Source organism: Nonomuraea sp. NPDC002799 (genome assembly GCF_053592075.1).
In genome coordinates this window covers 1-17,072 of sequence record NZ_JBSFVA010000073.1, presented here as the reverse complement: position 1 = coordinate 17,072, position 17,072 = coordinate 1, and the positions used below count along the sequence as shown (strand labels likewise).

General features: G+C 71.6%; 17 protein-coding genes. 7 read left to right on the top strand and 10 right to left on the bottom strand.

Features of this window, described 5'->3' with window-relative positions; translation table 11 throughout:
* The first annotated feature begins 2 nt into the window (after positions 1–2).
* Positions 3–977: a glycerophosphodiester phosphodiesterase gene (locus ACWD0F_RS50390; protein ID WP_449890046.1), complete on the top strand. Its 975-nt coding sequence runs from the start codon at positions 3–5 to the stop codon at positions 975–977.
* Positions 978–1,113: 136 nt separating this feature from the next.
* Here ACWD0F_RS50390 and ACWD0F_RS50385 read toward each other — a convergent pair whose 3' ends face one another.
* Positions 1,114–1,941, bottom strand: coding sequence for a DUF1206 domain-containing protein (locus ACWD0F_RS50385; protein WP_449890045.1), 828 nt, complete (start codon positions 1,939–1,941; stop codon positions 1,114–1,116).
* A gap of 86 nt (positions 1,942–2,027) precedes the next feature.
* Between ACWD0F_RS50385 and ACWD0F_RS50380 the strand changes: the two genes are divergently transcribed.
* From ACWD0F_RS50380 to ACWD0F_RS50370, 3 genes are read left to right on the top strand one after another with little or no spacing between them, the layout of a single operon-like run.
* Positions 2,028–3,446 carry a tetratricopeptide repeat protein gene (locus ACWD0F_RS50380; RefSeq protein WP_449890044.1) on the top strand — a complete coding sequence of 473 codons (1,419 nt, stop codon included), beginning with the start codon at positions 2,028–2,030 and terminating at the stop codon, positions 3,444–3,446.
* A gap of 11 nt (positions 3,447–3,457) precedes the next feature.
* On the top strand, positions 3,458–4,285 hold the full coding sequence (locus tag ACWD0F_RS50375) for a PIG-L family deacetylase (protein ID WP_449890042.1): 828 nt from the start codon (positions 3,458–3,460) through the stop codon (positions 4,283–4,285).
* A 46-nt stretch (positions 4,286–4,331) separates the two neighbouring features.
* A complete protein-coding gene (locus ACWD0F_RS50370) occupies positions 4,332–5,039 on the top strand; it encodes a crotonase/enoyl-CoA hydratase family protein (RefSeq protein ID WP_449890041.1) in 708 nt (235 codons plus the stop codon).
* Positions 5,040–5,112: 73 nt separating this feature from the next.
* Here ACWD0F_RS50370 and ACWD0F_RS50365 read toward each other — a convergent pair whose 3' ends face one another.
* Positions 5,113–5,565, bottom strand: a complete 453-nt coding sequence (locus tag ACWD0F_RS50365) for a hypothetical protein (protein ID WP_449890039.1) — start codon at positions 5,563–5,565, stop codon at positions 5,113–5,115.
* Positions 5,566–5,591: 26 nt separating this feature from the next.
* On the opposite strand from ACWD0F_RS50365, the gene ACWD0F_RS50360 reads away from it, so the two are divergent.
* Both ACWD0F_RS50360 and ACWD0F_RS50355 read left to right on the top strand, forming a co-directional pair.
* Complete coding sequence (locus ACWD0F_RS50360; RefSeq protein WP_449890038.1) at positions 5,592–5,897, top strand: hypothetical protein; 306 nt, start codon at positions 5,592–5,594, stop codon at positions 5,895–5,897.
* Between the two features lie 143 nt (positions 5,898–6,040).
* Positions 6,041–6,691: a class I SAM-dependent methyltransferase family protein gene (locus ACWD0F_RS50355; RefSeq protein WP_449890036.1), complete on the top strand. Its 651-nt coding sequence runs from the start codon at positions 6,041–6,043 to the stop codon at positions 6,689–6,691.
* 211 nt (positions 6,692–6,902) lie between these two features.
* Here the strand turns inward: ACWD0F_RS50355 and ACWD0F_RS50350 are convergent, their stop codons facing one another.
* The 5 genes from ACWD0F_RS50350 to ACWD0F_RS50330 are packed head-to-tail and all read right to left on the bottom strand — an operon-like array spanning position 6,903 to position 11,206.
* On the bottom strand, positions 6,903–7,343 hold the full coding sequence (locus tag ACWD0F_RS50350) for a PaaI family thioesterase (RefSeq protein WP_449890034.1): 441 nt from the start codon (positions 7,341–7,343) through the stop codon (positions 6,903–6,905).
* 58 nt (positions 7,344–7,401) lie between these two features.
* Positions 7,402–8,400: a LacI family DNA-binding transcriptional regulator gene (locus ACWD0F_RS50345; protein ID WP_449890048.1), complete on the bottom strand. Its 999-nt coding sequence runs from the start codon at positions 8,398–8,400 to the stop codon at positions 7,402–7,404.
* 36 nt (positions 8,401–8,436) lie between these two features.
* Positions 8,437–9,249 (bottom strand): ATP-binding cassette domain-containing protein, encoded by an 813-nt coding sequence (locus ACWD0F_RS50340; protein WP_449890032.1) that lies wholly within the window; start codon positions 9,247–9,249, stop codon positions 8,437–8,439.
* Positions 9,246–10,217: an ABC transporter permease gene (locus ACWD0F_RS50335; RefSeq protein WP_449890030.1), complete on the bottom strand. Its 972-nt coding sequence runs from the start codon at positions 10,215–10,217 to the stop codon at positions 9,246–9,248. Before ACWD0F_RS50335 ends, ACWD0F_RS50340 begins: the two co-directional genes overlap by 4 nt.
* Positions 10,218–10,219: 2 nt before the next feature.
* Complete coding sequence (locus ACWD0F_RS50330) at positions 10,220–11,206, bottom strand: substrate-binding domain-containing protein (protein WP_449890029.1); 987 nt, start codon at positions 11,204–11,206, stop codon at positions 10,220–10,222.
* A 148-nt stretch (positions 11,207–11,354) separates the two neighbouring features.
* On the opposite strand from ACWD0F_RS50330, the gene ACWD0F_RS50325 reads away from it, so the two are divergent.
* Positions 11,355–12,437, top strand: coding sequence for a carbohydrate kinase family protein (locus tag ACWD0F_RS50325; RefSeq protein WP_449890027.1), 1,083 nt, complete (start codon positions 11,355–11,357; stop codon positions 12,435–12,437).
* Between the two features lie 1,277 nt (positions 12,438–13,714).
* On the opposite strand, the gene ACWD0F_RS50320 is transcribed toward ACWD0F_RS50325, so the two are convergent.
* The 3 genes from ACWD0F_RS50320 to ACWD0F_RS50310 all read right to left on the bottom strand — a co-directional run.
* A complete protein-coding gene (locus tag ACWD0F_RS50320) occupies positions 13,715–13,852 on the bottom strand; it encodes a hypothetical protein (protein ID WP_449890026.1) in 138 nt (45 codons plus the stop codon).
* 164 nt (positions 13,853–14,016) lie between these two features.
* Entirely contained in the window at positions 14,017–15,306 is a 1,290-nt protein-coding gene (locus ACWD0F_RS50315; RefSeq protein WP_449890025.1) for a TIGR02679 family protein, read from the bottom strand.
* The coding region (locus ACWD0F_RS50310; RefSeq protein ID WP_449890024.1) for an SbcC/MukB-like Walker B domain-containing protein at positions 15,303–17,072 on the bottom strand (1,770 nt) is incomplete at its 5' end. The genes ACWD0F_RS50310 and ACWD0F_RS50315, both read right to left, overlap by 4 nt.

Here is a 17,072-nt window from a genome sequence, read left to right as displayed (position 1 = left end):
TCGTGATCGGCCACCGCGGCGCCAGCGCCCACCGGCCCGAGCACACCCTCCTGTCATACGAGGCCGCCATCGCGATGGGGGCCGACTACATCGAGCCCGACCTCGTCTCCACCAAGGACCACGTGCTGGTCGCCAGGCACGAGAACGAGATCTCCGGGACGACCGACGTCGCCGCGCACCCCGAGTTCGCGGACCGGCGCGCCACCAAGACCGTGGACGGCCGGCCGGTCACCGGCTGGTTCACCGAGGACTTCACCCTGGCCGAGCTGAAGACGCTGCGGGCCAAGGAGCGCGTGCCCGACCTGCGGCCCGACAACACGGCGTTCGACGGGGTGGCGGAGATCCCCACGTTCGAGGAGGTCGTGCGGCTCGCGCTGGAGCACGGGGTCGGCGTCTATCCCGAGACCAAGCATCCGACGTACTTCGACTCCATCGGGTTGTCGCTGGAGGAGCCGCTGCTCGACGTGCTGAACCGGCATCAGGTGCGCAAGGCGTACATCCAGTCCTTCGAGACCTCGAACCTGCGCGAGCTGCGCGGCAGGACCCGGCTGCCGCTGATCCAGCTCATCACCTTCGGCGGCGCGCCCTACGACTGGGTCGCCGCCGGGAACACCCGCACCTACGACGACATGGTGACGCCCGACGGGCTGCGCGAGGTGGCGCGGTACGCCGCGGGCGTCGGCGTGGACACGCGGCGGGTGGTGCCGGTGAACGCGGCCGGCCAGACCTTGGAGCCGACGACGCTGATCGCCGACGCGCACCGCAGGAAGCTGGACGTGCACGTCTGGACGATACGCAATGAGAACTCCCAGCTTCCGGCCGATTACCGGCTCGGGAGCCCGGCCAGTCCGGTCTACCCGCGGGCGACCGGGAACGTGATGGGCTGGCTGGCCAGGCTCATCGAGCTGGGCGTCGACGGCGCGTTCTGCGACGACCCGGCCATGGGCCGGGCCGTCGTCGCCAAACAGTCCGCGTAAGCCTCAACGGCCGCGCGCGGCTCTTGCGGGTCGCGCGCGGCTCTTGCGGTGCCGTGCTGCTTTTGCGGTGCCGCGCTGCTCTTGCGGTGCCGCGCTGCTCTTGCGGTCGTGCTGCTCTTGCGGTGCCGCGCGTGGCTCAGGTGTGGCGCCAGCGGGACTCGCCGAAGCAGTAGGCGGCGAAGAGCAGCAGCCCCAGCGCCACCACGACGAGCAGCCACGGCCCCACGGGCGTGCCGGCGAACTGCCTGAGCGTCGCGTCGATGCCGCCCGCCTTGTCAGGGTCGAACGTGATCGCCGCCTGGACGACGAAGACCCCGGCCAGCGCGGCGATCGCGCCCCTGGCGACGTACCCGCCGGAACCGAGATGGTCCATCACGGTACGGGCCCGCGCGGACATACGGCCGCGGTCGAGCTCCTTCCTGAACCCCTTCGTGAAGCCCTGGTGCACCCAGCGCACGCCCAGCACGACGAGCCCGAGCCCGATCGCGCCCACGATGATCTGCCCGCCCGGCAGGTCCAGCAACTTGGCCGTCAGGTCCTGCGACTTCTGGTCGTCCGAGGGGGCGCTGCCCTTCAGCAACACGCTGAGCAGCGTGGCGAAGATCAGGATGTACACCCCTGTCCGCGCGGCAGACTCGACCCGGTCGATCGCCTTCCCGCCGCCCAGGATCGCCTCCGACGCCTGCCACAGCGCCAGCGCGGCGAACCCCACCGTCATGATCCACAACAGCCCGGCGCCGAAGGGCAGCTCCGACAGCGTGGAGATGGCCCCCGCCTTGTCGGCCTCCTTCGTCCGCTCGCCGAGGCCGATCTGCACGGCCACCACGCCGATCAGCGCGTACAACACCCCGCGGCAGGCCAGGCCCACGCGCGCCGCCACGTTCATCGCCGGGCTGCGGACCGCCCGCCGTGCCGCGCCCTTCGCCTCGCGTCCCGCCTGTCCCGCCCGTTCCGCAGTGTTCACCGCTCCTCCAAGAGTTGCCGGAGAACCCTGCTGTGCCCCGGGATCGGGCACCTATTCCCGATCAGAGAGGTGGGTATATTGGTACCGTGACCAACGATCAACACGGCCTCGCGGTGACCGGAGCCGGAGCCGCTGCGGTCCGGCACTACGACCGGGCGATCAACGAGTTGCTGCACTTCCGGGTCGAGGTGGACGCCGAGGCGAACGCGGCGCTGGCCGAGTCACCCGATTTTCCGATGGGCAACGTCCTGTCGGCGTACCTGGGGCTGCTGACCACCGAGGTGGAGGACGCGAGGACGGCGCGGGTGCGGTTCGCGGCGTTCCGCCGCAGGATCGACGAGAGCGCGCTGCTCCCCCGCGAACGCGCGCACGTCACCGCCGTCCAAGCCCTGCTCGACGGCGACTGGCTGACGTGCGGGTCGCTGCTGGGCGAGATCACCGTGACCCATCCGCGCGACGCGCTGGCACTGACGGCCGGGCACCAGATCGACTTCTTCACCGGCGACGCCCGCTCGCTGCGCGACCGGATCGGGGGCGCGCTGAGCGCGTGGCGGGAGGACGACCCGCATTTCGGGCACGTGCTCGGCATGTACGCCTTCGGCCTGGAGGAGGCCGGGCACTACGACCGGTCGGAGGAGGCCGGGCTGCGGGCGGTCGAGCTGAACCCGCGCGACGTGTGGGGCATCCACGCGGTGGTGCACACCTACGAGATGCAGGGCAGGTTCGGCGACGGCATCCGCTACCTGGACGCGCGGACGCGGGACTGGTCGACGGGCACGTTCTTCAACGTCCACAGCTGGTGGCACTACTGCCTGTACGCGCTGGAGGCCGGCGACGTGCCGCGGGCGCTGGCCGTCTACGACGCGGTGCTGGCCGACGGGCAGTCCTCCATGGAGCTCCTCGACGCCGCCGCCCTGCTCTGGCGGCTCCGCCTGGAGGGCTTCGAGGAGCACGAGCGCTGGCAGGCCCTGGCCAACGCGTGGCCGATGCGGGTGGCCGAGCCGTTCTACGCCTTCAACGACATGCACGCGGTCATGTCGTACGTGGGTGCGGGGCGCGTCGGCGACGCGGAGAAGCTGATCGCCTCCCGGGAGGCGTACACGCTGGAGGCGCGGGCCGGGGTGACCAACCGCGACATGACGGCGCGGGTGGGGCTGCCGGTGTGCCGGGCGATCGTGGCGTTCGGGCGGCAGGACTATACGTCGGTGGTGGATCTGCTGTATCCGATCAGGCATCGGGTCAACGAGTTCGGCGGGAGCCACGCGCAGCGCGACGCCGTGCAGAAGACGCTGCTGGAGGCGGCGCTGCGGGCCGGGCTGCGGGACGTGGCCCGGGTGCTGGTCAGCGAGCGGATCAACGTGCGGCCGTGCAGTCCGTACAACTGGCTCAAGCAGGCGGCGCTGGCGGACGTCCTCGGCGAGCGCGCCGCCGCGGCCACCGCCCGGTCACGGGCGGACCGGCTCGCCCGCGACTCCGGGCCCGGAACTGTCGGGGCCGCCGAGTAAGGTTTCGACCCATGGATCGGCAACTCACCCTCATGGTCGTGCACGCCCACCCCGACGACGAATGCCTGAGCACCGGCGGCATCCTGGCCCGCTACACCGAGGAGGGCATCCGCACGGTGCTGGTCACCTGCACCAACGGCGAGCAGGGCGACGCCGAGGCCGGCGTCAAGCCGGGCGACGCCGGCCACGACGACGCGGCCGTCGCCGAGCTGCGGCTCACCGAGCTGCGCGCGTCGGTCGCCCATCTCGGCATCGACCACCTGGAGCTGCTCGGCTACCGTGACTCCGGCATGGTCGGCTGGCCGGCCAACGACCACCCGGACGCGTTCGCCAACGTGCCCGTCGAGACCGCCGCCACCCGGCTGGCCGAGCTGATGGAGCGTTACCGGCCACAGGTCGTGGTCACCTACGACGAGACCGGCGGCGGCGGTTACGGCCATCCAGACCACGTCCAGACCCACCGCGTCACGGTGGCGGCCACCGAATCGAGCGGCATTCCCGACAAGCTCTACTACACGGCCATCCCCCGGGCGGCGATCAAGCGCATGTTCGAGATGATGCGCGACAGCGGGATCGATCTCGGCGACTTCCAGCCTTCCGACGACTTCGGCACCCCCGACGACCGGGTCACCGCCGTCGTCGACGTCTCCGCCCAGGTCGAGCGTAAGCTCAAGTCCCTCCGGGCCCACGAGAGCCAGGGCGACAACATCTTCCTGCTGCGCATGCCCGAGCAGGCCCAGCAGGAGGCGTTCTCGCACGAGGCGTTCGAGCGGAAGCTCAACAAGGTCGGCGCTCCCGACCAGGAGGAGGACCTGTTCGCCGGCCTCCGTGACGCCTAGCCTCCGGAATATTATTCTGGGAGCACCCCGACCGGAAGAGGCCGCCATGGGCACGCTCGTCACCTACCAGCTCAAAGACTCCGTCGCCACGATCACCATGGACGACGGCAAGGTCAACGCCATCTCGCTCCCGATGATCACCGAGCTCGGCGCCGCCCTCGACCGTGCCGCGGCCGACTCGGCGGTCGTGCTGCTCGGCGGCCGGGAGGGGATCTTCTCGGCCGGGTTCGACCTGGGCACGCTGCAAGCGGGTGGCCCGGATGCCGGTGCCATGGTGCGCGGCGGCTTCGAGCTGGCGGCGCGGCTGTTGTCGTTCCCCACGCCGGTGGTGGTCGCCTGCACCGGGCACGCGGTGGCGATGGGGGTGTTCCTGCTGCTGTCGGGCGACTACCGGGTGGGGGCGGCCGGGCCGTACCGGCTGACCGCCAACGAGGTGGCGCTCGGGATCCCGATGCCGTACGCCGCGGTCGAGATCCTCCGGCAGCGGCTCACCCCCGCCTGCTTCATCAGAGCGTTGACGCTCGCCGAGATCTTCTCCCCCGAGGACGGCGTCGCGGCCGGCTTCCTGGACCGGACGGTGGAGCCGGCCCGGGTCTGGGACACCGCCCGGGGCGTCGCGGAGTCACTGACCTCCCTCGACCTGCCGGCGCACGCGGAAAGCAAGTCGCGGGCGCGGCGGCAGGCACTGGCCGCCATCCGCGCCGGGATCACCGAGGATTTCGGCACCCCCACACCCGGCACCGACCTCGGCTGACAGCCCGGACGGCCCCCGCACAACCCGACTCGCCCCGGCGGCTCTGAGGCGCACGATCATCGCTCCCCCCTGATCATCCCGGCGTGATCGCGCAGTGGTTCTCGTCACGGCCGGTGTACCGCATGCACACCCGGTCACCTGCGACCAGGACCGAAACCGGCCAGAATTCCCCTTCGACCGTGGTCCCTGTGGTGATCGTCGACAGGGAACCCGGGGTTGGAGTTCCATTGACAGTGAAGGAGAAGATCACCGTCGCAGGGACGGACTGGACCCTGAACCAGGGGTAGTAGTCGCCGGGAACCCCGCGGATCTCATGGCAGACAGGTGCCTCGGGAGCGCAGGCACCCGCAACCATGCGGGCGGGCGCGGCGGTGCCCCAAGCCGGCCCACTGCCCACGAGCAGACCGGCGGCCACGACGATCGCGGCCGTGATGCCACGCGACACCTGGTGACGAGCTTCGCCGAACATGTCTTTTGACCTTTCGTCAGGATCATCTGTGTCGATGATCGGCCAGATGCGCGTCACTCGCCAGAGCGTCCCCCGGCGAAACGGTGAACGGTCTCCATCGGAGCGGCGACCACGGCTGTGCGGGGGATCTGTATTGCGGCAACGCCTACAACGCCCCGATCTACGCCGCGCCACGGTACGAGCGGCCCAACGGCAATCCGGAGACGGTCGTCGATCACCTGCTCCCGACGTTCAGCTACTTCGACTGCTACACGACCGGCCAGCAGCACGGCGGCGGCAACACCATCTGGTACTACACCTACGGCGACTCGACCGGTCGTCGGGGATACGTGGCGGCGGTGAACGTGTGGACCTCGACCGACCCCTACCCCGGCGTGGCGCACTGCTGATCACGCCCGCTCGGCTCCAGGGCCCGGTTGATCCGTACTCCGATGCAGCGGACTGCCGATCGCGCCCGCTCGGGTACGGGGTCAGCTGCCGGCCCTAGCGGAAGTCGATGGCCAGGTTGGAGGCAGGCTTTTAAGATCTTGCCATGGACTGGCAGAGCTGGCATGAGGAGTACGATCGCCCCGACTCCTACCTGGCCCGGCGCCTGGGCGTCGTTCAGGAGCGCATCCGGCTGGCACTGGACGCCGCCGCTCCGGGCCCGGTGCGGGTGATCAGTCTGTGCGCGGGCCAGGGCCGTGACCTCCTCCCCGTGCTGGCGGAGCATCCGCGCCGTGACGACGTGCGGGCGCGTCTGGTGGAGCTGGACCCGCGTAACACCGCCGCCGCTCGGACCCTGGCCGAGGCGGCCCGGCTGGAGCAGGTCGACGTGGTGACGGGCGATGCCGCGCTGATCGATCATTATCAGGGCATGACGCCGGCGGACCTCGTGCTGGCCTGCGGGATCTTCGGCAACGTCAGCGATGATGACATCAAGCGCACCGTCGGCTTCTGCCCGCGGCTGTGCGCCGCCGGCGCCACGGTGATCTGGACGCGCCATCGCGGCGCGCCCGACCGGGTGCCGCTGGTCTGCGCGTGGTTCGAAGAGGTCGGCCTCGAACGGCAGTGGCTGTCGGATCCGGCCGCGGGCTTCGGCGTCGGCGTCCATCGTTTCACCGGTGAGCCGCAGACTTTGGGGTCGTGCGAGCAGATGTTCCGCTTCGTCGGTTATGACAAACTCAGGAGCTCGTCCGCCTAGGGGGACGCACCGCGCAGGTCCGCTGCCGGCCGTGGACGCAGCTCACTCTGCGGGGCGTGGCATGACGTGTGGGCATGGCTCGGCCTGCGGACACGGCTCAGGTCGCGAAATCGGCTCAACCTGCGAAGCCGCCGCACGACCTGCGACACGGCTCAGGTTGCGGCGCGTGGCTAGGTTTGCGAGGCCGCAGGACGCTCGCCGATGCCCACGGTCACTGACGCATGGTCTGAATCCGGGTGGTCGCGGTCGCGGTGGCGACCATCTTGCCGTCGGGGCCGATCAGCTCGCCGGCGAGGAAGGCCACCTCCTTACCCCGCTGGATGACCCGGCCCCGCCCGACGATCCGGCCGGGCCGGGCCGGGCGTAAGAACTGCACGTGAAGGTCCATGGTCGGCGCGAACTGGTGCTCCGGCAACGTCGCGACCAGCGCCGGGCCCAGGGTGTCGTCGAGCATCGCGGCCAGGAAGCCGCCCTGGATCACCCCGACGGGATTGACGAACTGATCGCTCGCCTGGAACGCCACCTCGATGCTGCCCTGCTCCGGGTCCACCTCGACGAGCTCCCACCCCAGAAGCGCGGCCGCGGGCGGTGGCGGAACCCGGCCGGCGAGCATCTCCCAGAACATCCCGCGTCTGTTGGTGTCCGTCTCCATGCGGCATATTCAACACGCCCGCACCGACAATTCCGGGCCGGCCGAGCACCGTCCCAAGTCAGCCCGGAGGCGCGGGCAGTTCCCCGGAGCCCCGGGCGATCAGACGGGTGGGCACCAGCGACCGGCGGGCCTTCGACCGGTCGCCGTCGAGCCGTGACAGTGCCAGCTCCGCCGCCATCGCTCCCATGCCCGCCGGGTCCTGGGCCACGACCGTCAGCGGCGGGTCGAGAACCTCGGCCAGAGCCAGGTCGTCGAAGCCGACGAGCGCCACGTCCGGGCGGCGGGTCCGCGACAGCGCCACCACCGCGCCCATGGAGGCGAGGTTGTTGGCCGCGAACAGGGCCGTGGGCGGATCCGGCAGCGCTAACAGACGCAGTGTGGCAGCGGCCGCGGCCTCCTGGTCGTGGCCGGTGTCGACCAGCGCGCGCTCGAACGGCAGGCCCGCCAGGGCCAGGGCGTCGCGGTAGCCCTGGAAGCGCTCGCGGCGGGTGTAGAGGGTGGCGGGCAGGTCGCCGACGAAGCCGACCCGGCGGTGGCCGTGGGCGATCAGGTGGGCGACGCCGGTCTGGGCGCCCTGCCGGTTGGCGCTGACCACGGTGTCGGCCGTGAGCCCGACGGCCGGGCGGTCGAGGAAGACGATCGGCAGGCCGGCCACGCGCTCGGTACGCAGGTGGCGGTGGTCGCTGGTGGCCGCGGGCACGACGATGAGCGCGCTCACCCGCCGGGCCAGGAACGTGGCGATCAGCGACTGCTCCAGGCCGGCGTTCTCGCTGGAGGAGCCGATGATGAGGGTGAGGCCGCGGTCGCGAATGGCGCTTTCGACGCCGCCCGCGACCGTACCGAAGAACGGGTTGCCCATTTCGGGGATGACGAGCCCGATCGCGGCGTCCCGCGCGCCGACGCGCATGTTGCGGGCCATCAGGTTGGGCTGGTAGCCCAGCCTGCGCACGGCCGCCATGACGCGTTCGCGGGTCTCCACGGCGACGGGGCCCTCGTCGTTGAGCACCCGCGAGACGGTCTTGGCCGTGACTCCCACCTCACGAGCCACATCTGTCATCGTCGGACGCCGCATCCGGCCCATGCTAGTGGCTCATCAGGACAGGCCGATGGCCTTGGCCGCGTCCTTGTCGGCCACCACGGCCTTGCCGTCCGACACCTGGAGCGCGCCGGTCATGATGGCCACCACCTCGGCCATGCTGTGGTCGCCTGGCACGATCTCGGCGACCCTGCGGCCCAGGCGCTGGACGTGGACGCGGTCGGCGATCTCGAATACGTGCGGCATGTTGTGGCTGATCAGGACCACGGGCGTGCCACCGTCGCGGACCCGCCTGATCATGTCGAGCACCTGGCCGGACTCCTTGACACCGAGCGCCGCCGTGGGCTCGTCCATGACCACCACGTGGGTGGCCCAGGCGACCGCCCTGGCCACGGCGACGCCCTGCCGCTGCCCGCCGGACAGCGACTCGACCGGCTGGGTGAGCGAGCGCAGCCCGATCTTGAGCTCGGCCATGTGCCTGGCCGACTCCTCACGCATGTGCTTCTTGTCCAGCATCCGGAAGACCCGGCCGAGCACGCCGGGCTTACGCACCTCGCGGCCGAGGAACATGTTCGTCGCGATGTCGAGCGAGGCCGCGATCGCGAGGTCCTGGTAGACGGTCTCGATGCCGTGCCGGCGCGCGTCGAGGGGGTCGCGGAAGCGCACCGGCTCGCCGTCGAGCCACATCTCGCCCGAGTCGGGCTGCAGGGCTCCGGTCAGCGCCTTGATCAGGCTGGTCTTGCCCGCGCCGTTGTCGCCGATGACCGCGAGCACCTCGCCGGGCATCAGGTCGAAGTCGGCGCCGTCGAGGGCGGTCACGTGGCCGTACCGCTTGACCAGGCCGCGGGCCTGGAGCACCGGGGTGGTCATCGGTTCCTCCTGCGGGAGAGCTGGTCGACGGCGACGGCGAGGATCACCAGGATGCCGGTGATGAGGGTCTGGTAGATCGGCGGTACGCCCATGAGCTGCAGGCCGTTGCGGAACACCCCGACGATGAGCGCGCCGACGAGCGTGCCGATCACCAGGCCACGGCCGCCGAACAGGCTCGTGCCGCCGAGGACGACCGCGGTGATGCTGTCGAGGTTGTCGGTCTGGCCGGCCTGCGGGTCGCCGACTCCGGTGCGGGAGACCAGGAGCAGGGCGGCGATGCCGTACACGAAGCCGGCGAGGGTGTAGACGCCGATGGTCAGGCGGCTGGTCCTGATGCCGGTCAGGCGGGCGACCTCGGGGTTGTTGCCGAGCGCGTACACGTGCCGGCCCCACGCCGTCGATCCCAGCAGGTACGCGAACAGCACGAAGAGCACGATCGTCAGCAGCGAGCCGTAGGTGACGTTCGTCTGCCCGACCTGGAACGTCTCGCCCAGAACCGTGAGCAGCGCCGGCAACTCCGTGACCGTCTGCTCGTTGGAGTAGATGTGGGTGAGCGCGAAGACCACGTTCAGCATGCCCAGCGTGACGATGAACGGCGGCAGCGAGATCCGCGTCACCAGCAACCCGTTGAGCAGCCCGAACGCCGAGCAGACGGCGAGCCCGGCGGCGACGGCCGCCAGCGGCGGCAGGCCGCTGTCCACGGCCAGTTTGGTCATCACGATGCCGCCGAACGCCATGATCGCGCCGTTCGACAGGTCGATGCCCGCCGTCAGGATGATCAGGGTCTGCCCGATGGCGAGGGTGCCGACCACCATGACCTGCTGGATGATCAGGGAGAAGTTCGGGCCGGTGAAGAACTGGGCGGAGTTGAACCCGAAGAACAGGCAGGCCAGCAGGAGCGCCGCCAGCGGGCCCGCGACGGGGGTGCTGATCAGGCGGCGTGCCGGCGATGCTTCCAGGACGGCCATCCTCAGCCCCAGCAGTTCGCCAGGCCGAAGGCGGTGTCCTTGCCTTCGACGCCGGTCACGGCCTTGTCGGTGATCAGGGTGACGCCCGTGTCGGTGTAGCCGGCGGCCTTCTGGCCGCTCTTGGCGAACGTGGCCACCGCCTTGACGCCGTCCTCGGCCATCTTGAGCGGGTACTGCTGGCTGGTGGCGGCGATCTGACCCGCCTGCACGGCCTTGGTGCCGGTGCAGCCGCCGTCCACGGAGACGATCAGCACCTCCTTGTCGCGGCCCTTGGCCTTCAGTGCCGTGTACGCGCCGAGCGCGGCGGGCTCGTTGATGGTGTAGACGAGGTTGATGCCGGGGGCCTTCTGCAGGCAGTTCTCCATGGCGGTCTGGCCCTTGGCCTGGTCGCCCCGGGTGTCCTGGGAGCAGACGACGGAGGGGTCGCCCGCCGCGATGCCGAACCCCTTGAGGAAACCGTCGTGCCTGAGCTCGCCGACGGTGATGCCGGGTGCCAGGTCCAGGGTGGCGATCTTGGCGGGCTTGCCGGCCATGGCGGCCTTGGCGTACTGGCCGATCAGCTCGCCCGCCTTGAAGTTGTCGGTGGCGAACAGCGCGTCCGTGGCGTCCTGCGGTTCCGTCGGGGTGTCGAGGGCGATGACGAGCACGCCTGCGTCGCGCGCCTTCTTGATGGCCGGGACGATGGCCTTGGTGTCGCTCGGGGTGATGAGGATGCCCTTCACGCCTCCGGCGACCATGTTCTCGATGGCGGTGATCTGGGAGGCGTTGTCGCCGTCGAACTTGCCCGCGGCGCTCATCAGCTCCATGCCGTTGGCCTGGGCGGCCTTCTGGGCGCCGTCCTTCATCTTGACGAAGAACGGGTTCGTGTCGGTCTTGGTGATCAGGCCGACCTTAGGGGTGGCGGCGGCGGTCTGACCGCCGCCCGCGCCACCGCAGCCGGCGACGAGAAGGGCGGTGACGAGGAGTCCGGCCGGAAACTTTCCGTTCATGGGCGGTTCCTATCGGGGGTGATTCGATGTCAACGTTGACATATGTCAACGTTGACATCGGCCGTGCTGCGATGATGAACTCCGATCCGACGAACGTCAATGCCCCCGTGCCGTAACGAATCGGCAACATGCCGGAAAGGCAGACCCGATGATCGCTGTTCTGGGCGAGTGCGTCGCCGACGGCTTCGCCGGCCCGCCGCCCGAAGACGACGTGCGGGACGGCGGACAGACGGCCGGGCAGACGTCGCGGCGGCCGGCGGCCGGGCTGATGGGGCAGGTGGGGCAGGGGTCGGCGGCCGGGCAGATGGGGCACGGACCGGCGACCGGGCAGGTGGGCCGGCGGCCGGCGGCCGGGCTGGCGTTGCGGGTGTTGCCGGGTGGCGGGCCGGCGAACACGGCGGTGGCGCTGGCGCGGCTCGGCACCCACGCCCGCTTTCTCGGCCGTATCTCGCGCGACGTGTTCGGGGAGCTGTTCCGCGCGCACCTGACCTCGTCGGGTGTGGACCTGTCGGAAGCCGTCGAGGCCGGCGAGCCCAGCACGCTGGCCGTCGCCGCCCTCGACGCGCGCGGACAGGCCGAGTACACCTTCTACGCCGACGGCACCGCCGACTGGCAGTGGCGCCCGTACGAGCTGGACCTCGCGCGCCTCGGCCCGGCCTCCTGCCTGCACACCGGCTCGCTCGCGCTGGTCAGGAGCCCCGGCAGGACGGCGGTCGAGGAGTTCGTACGGGCCGCCGCCGGACGCGCCACGATCTCGATCGACCCGAACGTGCGCCCCAGCCTCGCCTCCCGGGAGGACTACCCGGTGGCGCGCTGGTGCGAGTCGGCCGACATCCTCAAACTCAGCGACGACGACCTCGGGTTCCTCATGCCCGGCACGTCCCTGGAGCGCGCCTGCGACGTCTGGCACGCCGCCGGCGCCCGGCTCATCGTCGTCACCAGGGGCGCGGCGGGCGCGCTGGTCTCACTCGACGGCGAGCGGGCTCCGGTACGGGCGCCGCGGGTCGAGGTCGTGGACACCGTCGGCGCGGGTGACTCGTTCACCGCCGGGCTGCTGCATCACCTCGGCTCGCACGGGTTCCTGGGCGGGCGGCTCGACGCCCTGGAGCTGGGGGCGGCGGTGGCGGCGGCGGAGTTCGCGGTGCGGGTGTCGGCCCTGACGTGCTCGGTCCCGGGCGCCGATCCGCCCTGGGGGGACCAGCTCGGCGCGCCCACGGAGCCGGGCTGGTAGGCGGGCGGTCTTCGGGCCGGTAGACGGGCGAATTGTCGGACTGGTGTGCGGGCGGAATTGTCGGCGTGGTCGCGTACCTTGCCGATCATGTCCGACGACGCAGTCACTCTCGATGTCACGCCCGGGTTCACCGGCCGCCCAGCGCCGTCCGCAGGCGGCTCGGCCGTCTGGGAGCGCGTCGCCAGACGCGTCAGGGCCGGTGACGCCTTCGGCACCCTCGCGCTCGTCACCGGCCTCGGCGCCGCAGATCGCCGGGCGGTCGCCGCCGAGCTGCCCGGCTACGTGGCCCGGCGCCGGAGGGAGACCGACGGCGCGTGGGCGTGGCGCCACGAGAACGCCCCGCTGCTCATCGCCGGGGCGGCGTGCATCACCGGCCCGGCCGCCGTGGCGAGCTGGCTCTACCGGCGGGAGTTCGGGTGGGCGTCGTTCAAGCCCGAGCACGTTCTCGCCGTGCTTCGCCCCCGTCCCGAGGTGTGGCGGGCAGAGGTGGCCCGCCGGATGGCCGCGCGGATGCGGCTGCCCGACCGCCGGCACTGGGGGATCGTCGCGACGCTGGTGCGGGAGAGCGGGATGGCGCCCCCGGACGACGAGCCGTTCATAGCCGGTTGGATAGCCGAAACAGCGGCGAAGCGGGTCGAGGACCTGGTGGGCGACTCTCTCTTCCCCCATCTGGCCCCGCGCATCTTCACGGCCGACAGCCTCGAGGACTTCACCGTTCACCGGCTGACCGAGACGATCGTCTCGCTGATCGACCTCGGGGCGCTCAGCCGGGCGGCCGTCATCGACGGCGCCGTCGGGCGGCTCCTGCGTGACGGCCCGTCGGCCATGCCCGGGCTGGCGCGACTGCTCGATCGGCTCCGGCTCGATCACGACGAGCTGAGCCGGTGCGCTCAGGACTATGTGCGGCTCCTGCCCGTCGTGCCCATGGCGGCGGCCGAGCCGGTGCTGGCCGGGCTCCGTGAGCTGCACGCCGCCGGGCTGCTGAGCGGTGATCTGTTCGCCGAGGCGGTGCAGGCGCTGGCGTTCCGGCCGGAGAAGAAGCTGCTGCGCGCGGCGGTCTCGTGGGTGGGCGAGGCCGTGCGCCAAGCGCCCGACCGGGCGGACGCCGGTCTGCTCGCCCTGTCCATGATCTTCGCGCAGGACGCGCTGCCGGTTCAGGCCGATGCCGTACGCCAGGCGGTCAAGCTGGCCGGGCACGCCGGCGCGGCCGGGCACACGGCGATCAGGGAGGCGGCCCCTGGGCTGCCCGCCGAGTTGCGCGAGCTGATCTCCACCGCCTACGGGGAGATCGTCGTGGAGGCGGAGCCGCCGCCATCGCCGGTGCTGGCCGTCATCGCGGCCCCCGCCCTCGTGCCGCCCATCGCCTCGCCCGCCGAGGTCGCCTCCGAGATCGCCTCCTTCGGCTGGCCGATCACGCCGGAGCAGTTCGAGCGTGTCCTGGCCGGACTGGTCGAGTGGGCGCACCGGGAGAGGTGCTGGCCGAGGTGGCGGGGCGAAAGGGGTCGAGCCGCCTGCTGCAGGAGGCCCGCCGCCTTCACCGGATCGTCAGCGACTGTTCTGCACAGTAAGAGCGCGGGCGTCACAGGTCGTCGAGCAGACGCTCCGCGACCAACTCCTCCGGGATCGCGACACCGTGCGAGCGCATGGCCGGGGCCAGCTCGGCGTCCCATGGCGCGTCGGTCACCCGGCCGGGCGGCAACCTGGAGGACGGGCCAGGCGACGTGCCATGGGCCGCCCCACCGAACGCCCCGCCGGTCTCCCCACTGGACGCCCCACCCGTCTCCCCGCTGGACGCCCCGCCGGACTCCGGGGCCCGGATCTCCAGGGCGCGTAGGTAATCGGCGGTGGACATGCGCCACGGCTCGGCCCCGGTCTTGGCCATCGTGTACGCCGCGATCCGTAGCCCCTCCCCGTCGAAGTCGCCGTGGTAGTGCAGCCGGGTCCCGGGCAGCGAGCGCAGGAGCCGGATGACGGCGCTGTTCGGCCAGCCCGAGGTGCAGACCATGGGCGGGCACGCGGTGCCGAAGCGCCGCTGGGCAAGAGCCAGCACGGTCGGGTTCTCCACCACCCAGACATCGCGTTCGCGCACGGTCAGGGTGTCGCGGAGGTGTGCGAGCGTGATCACGCTCGCCTGGCCGTCCCAGATCCGCAGGACCCTGGCCAGATCGCCGTCGCCCGCGGGCCGTAAACCGGCGACCAGCACCGTCGTGGACAGGGCGTCGCACGCCACGCCGGCACGTTCCCACAGAGCTCGCCGCGCCTGGGCGCCCTCCGGTGCGGGCACGTCGTAGAGCGCCGACAACGCCTTCATGACCAGCGCGGACAGCCGGGTGCCATCGTCGAGGGCGTGCGGGTCGCCGGTGACGTCGGCCGCCACCGCCGCCAGCGGCCGGCCGGACGCGGGCAGCGCGGCGAGCACGGCGAGAGCCCGTTCGAGCAGGTCGCGACCGGCGCGGACGGCGGACAGCACCAGCAGCGCGGGCTGCGCCGCGACCACCGGATGCGCGGTGAACCAGTCGAGCAGCGCCTCGCGTTCGAGCCGCAGCTCGGCCCGCCTGCGCCTGCGGTCGTCGAGCGGCCCGATGATCTGCTCGGTGACGGTACGCACGTCGAGCCCGCCCAGCACGCCTTCGAGCCGGGCGACGTCGAGCGTGATCGACGGGCCCGGATAGCGGTCGAGGCCGAGCAGGTCGGCGATGGCGGCCTGCTCACCGGGCTCCAGCCCGCTCACCTTGACCCGGCTGACCTGCTGCCCCGAGGACAGACGCTCGTGCAGGGCCCGCCACACCGGCCGCAGCCCGGCGGCCCGCAGCCGCTCGGGAACGGGCTGCCGCGCCTGGTGCCCTGGCGCATCGGGTCGCCGAGTCATTCGGCCGGCACCGTACGGTAGCCGTTCCAGACGAAGCGGGCCGTGGTCACCGCGTCGTCACCGTCCCCGGTGATGAGCTGGTGGATGGCGATCCCGTCCAGCTCGCGGTATTCGCACCACTCGTGGTCGGACGTGAGCACCAGGTCCAGCCGCAGGTCCACCAGCAGATCGAACACCTGCCCCCGGTTGGTCTTGTCCACCCCCACGAACACCTCGTCCAGCAGGATGAACCGCGGGCACCCCGGATCGGTCTGATAATGCGCGGCCACGGCGGCGAACAGCGGCAGGTGCAGCGCGATCGCCTTCTCCCCGCCGGACAGCGCCCCGTGCAGCTTCCTGGTGAGGTCCTGCCACCCGTGCCCGTCGCCTCGGTCCAGCTTGACCACGAACCGGTGCCAGGCCGTGTAGTCGAGCACCTTCATGAGCTGGTCCTCCCAGCTCGCCGAGGAGTTGTCGGCCCGCGCCGTCTCCACCCGGTCGCGGAAGAAGACGTAGAGGGCCTCCCTGTCGGCCTCGTTCAGCCCGGCCGGGTCGCGCAGCAGCAGGTCACGGGCGGCGCGGGTGCCCGCGGACTGCGCCGGATCGACCTGCCACACCAGCCGCACGGCCACACGGGAGGCGGTGCGGACCCGTTCGAGGCGCTGGTTCATGCCTTCCACGAGCGCGGTCGCCTGCCTGATCCGGTCGGCGAGGTGCCGGCGCGTGTCACCGGCCAGCGTCCGGTCGAACAGGTCGCGTTCCACCTCCGTGATGTCCGAACGCCGATCGTCGCGCTCCTTGCGCAGCGCCTTGCTGAGCGCCGCGGCCCCCGCCCGGACGCCGCTGACGGTGGCCGTCAGCATCTGAACGTCGTCGTCGGGCGCGAGCTCCAGATCCGCCCGGTCGGCGAGGATCTCCCTGGCGTGGTGGAAGGCGTCCTGCAGCCGCGCCTCGGCCTCCCTGACGTTCTTCTGCTCGTACGGCACCGCCGCCAGTTGCTCGGCCACCGCCCTGGCCGACTCCAGCACCGCCCGGACCCCGGCGTCGGCCGCCAGGTCGACCGTCACCCGCGCGTCGGCCGGCAGGTGCCCGCCCGCCAGCCGCCGGAGCCGTTCGGAGACCGTGTCGCGCACCTGGCCGGCCTCGGTGTGCTTCTCCTCGGCCGTGCCGAGCTCTCCCCTGAGCTGGCCGAGCCGGGCATTGAGCCCGCCGAGGGCGTCGTTGACGGACTTGATGAGGCGGCGGCAGGTCTGGTAGGCGGTCTGGGCGTCCTGCAGGCGTTCGAGGACGCGCAGGTGTTCGGCGCCGACCGTGGACTCGATGGCGGCCAGTTTCTCGGCCAGCACCATGGCGGCGGACGCGGCGTCCTCGGCCCGTTCGACGGCGTTGACCGCGAGCTCCTGGTATTCGCCGGTGGTGTCGGCGGCGAGCTGGGCGCGTTCCCTGGCGGCGCGGGCGTCGGCGCGCCGGTCGTGCCAGACCGTGCCGGTCGTCTCGGCGGTGCGCAGGGCCTGCTCCAGGTTGTCGAGCGCGGGCGGCGCCGTGGGCAGGGCGTGTCCGGCCGCCAGCTCGGTGAGCCGGCGCAGCGACCTGCCGACGTCCTTCTCGCGCTCGTGCAGCCGCTGTTCGTAGGCCCGCACCTGGTCTTCGAGCAGCGCGACCTTCTTCACGGCGCCGTCGAGGGCCTGGACGGCGGCGGCGTACGGCTTCCTGTCGGGCCGGCGCCGCAGCTCGGCGGCCAGCGTCTCGCGGGCGCCCTCCAGGTCGGCGAGCAGATGGTCGCACTC

Coding starts and splice junctions, on each gene's coding strand:
- ACWD0F_RS50345 (WP_449890048.1), bottom strand. CDS start 8,400: ATGACAGATGTGGCTCGTGAGGTGGGAGTCACGGCCAAGACCGTCTCG.
- ACWD0F_RS50315 (WP_449890025.1), bottom strand. CDS start 15,306: ATGACTCGGCGACCCGATGCGCCAGGGCACCAGGCGCGGCAGCCCGTT.
- ACWD0F_RS50340 (WP_449890032.1), bottom strand. CDS start 9,249: ATGACCACCCCGGTGCTCCAGGCCCGCGGCCTGGTCAAGCGGTACGGC.
- ACWD0F_RS50375 (WP_449890042.1), top strand. CDS start 3,458: ATGGATCGGCAACTCACCCTCATGGTCGTGCACGCCCACCCCGACGAC.
- ACWD0F_RS50325 (WP_449890027.1), top strand. CDS start 11,355: ATGATCGCTGTTCTGGGCGAGTGCGTCGCCGACGGCTTCGCCGGCCCG.
- ACWD0F_RS50370 (WP_449890041.1), top strand. CDS start 4,332: ATGGGCACGCTCGTCACCTACCAGCTCAAAGACTCCGTCGCCACGATC.
- ACWD0F_RS50330 (WP_449890029.1), bottom strand. CDS start 11,206: ATGAACGGAAAGTTTCCGGCCGGACTCCTCGTCACCGCCCTTCTCGTC.
- ACWD0F_RS50335 (WP_449890030.1), bottom strand. CDS start 10,217: ATGGCCGTCCTGGAAGCATCGCCGGCACGCCGCCTGATCAGCACCCCC.
- ACWD0F_RS50355 (WP_449890036.1), top strand. CDS start 6,041: ATGGACTGGCAGAGCTGGCATGAGGAGTACGATCGCCCCGACTCCTAC.
- ACWD0F_RS50350 (WP_449890034.1), bottom strand. CDS start 7,343: ATGGAGACGGACACCAACAGACGCGGGATGTTCTGGGAGATGCTCGCC.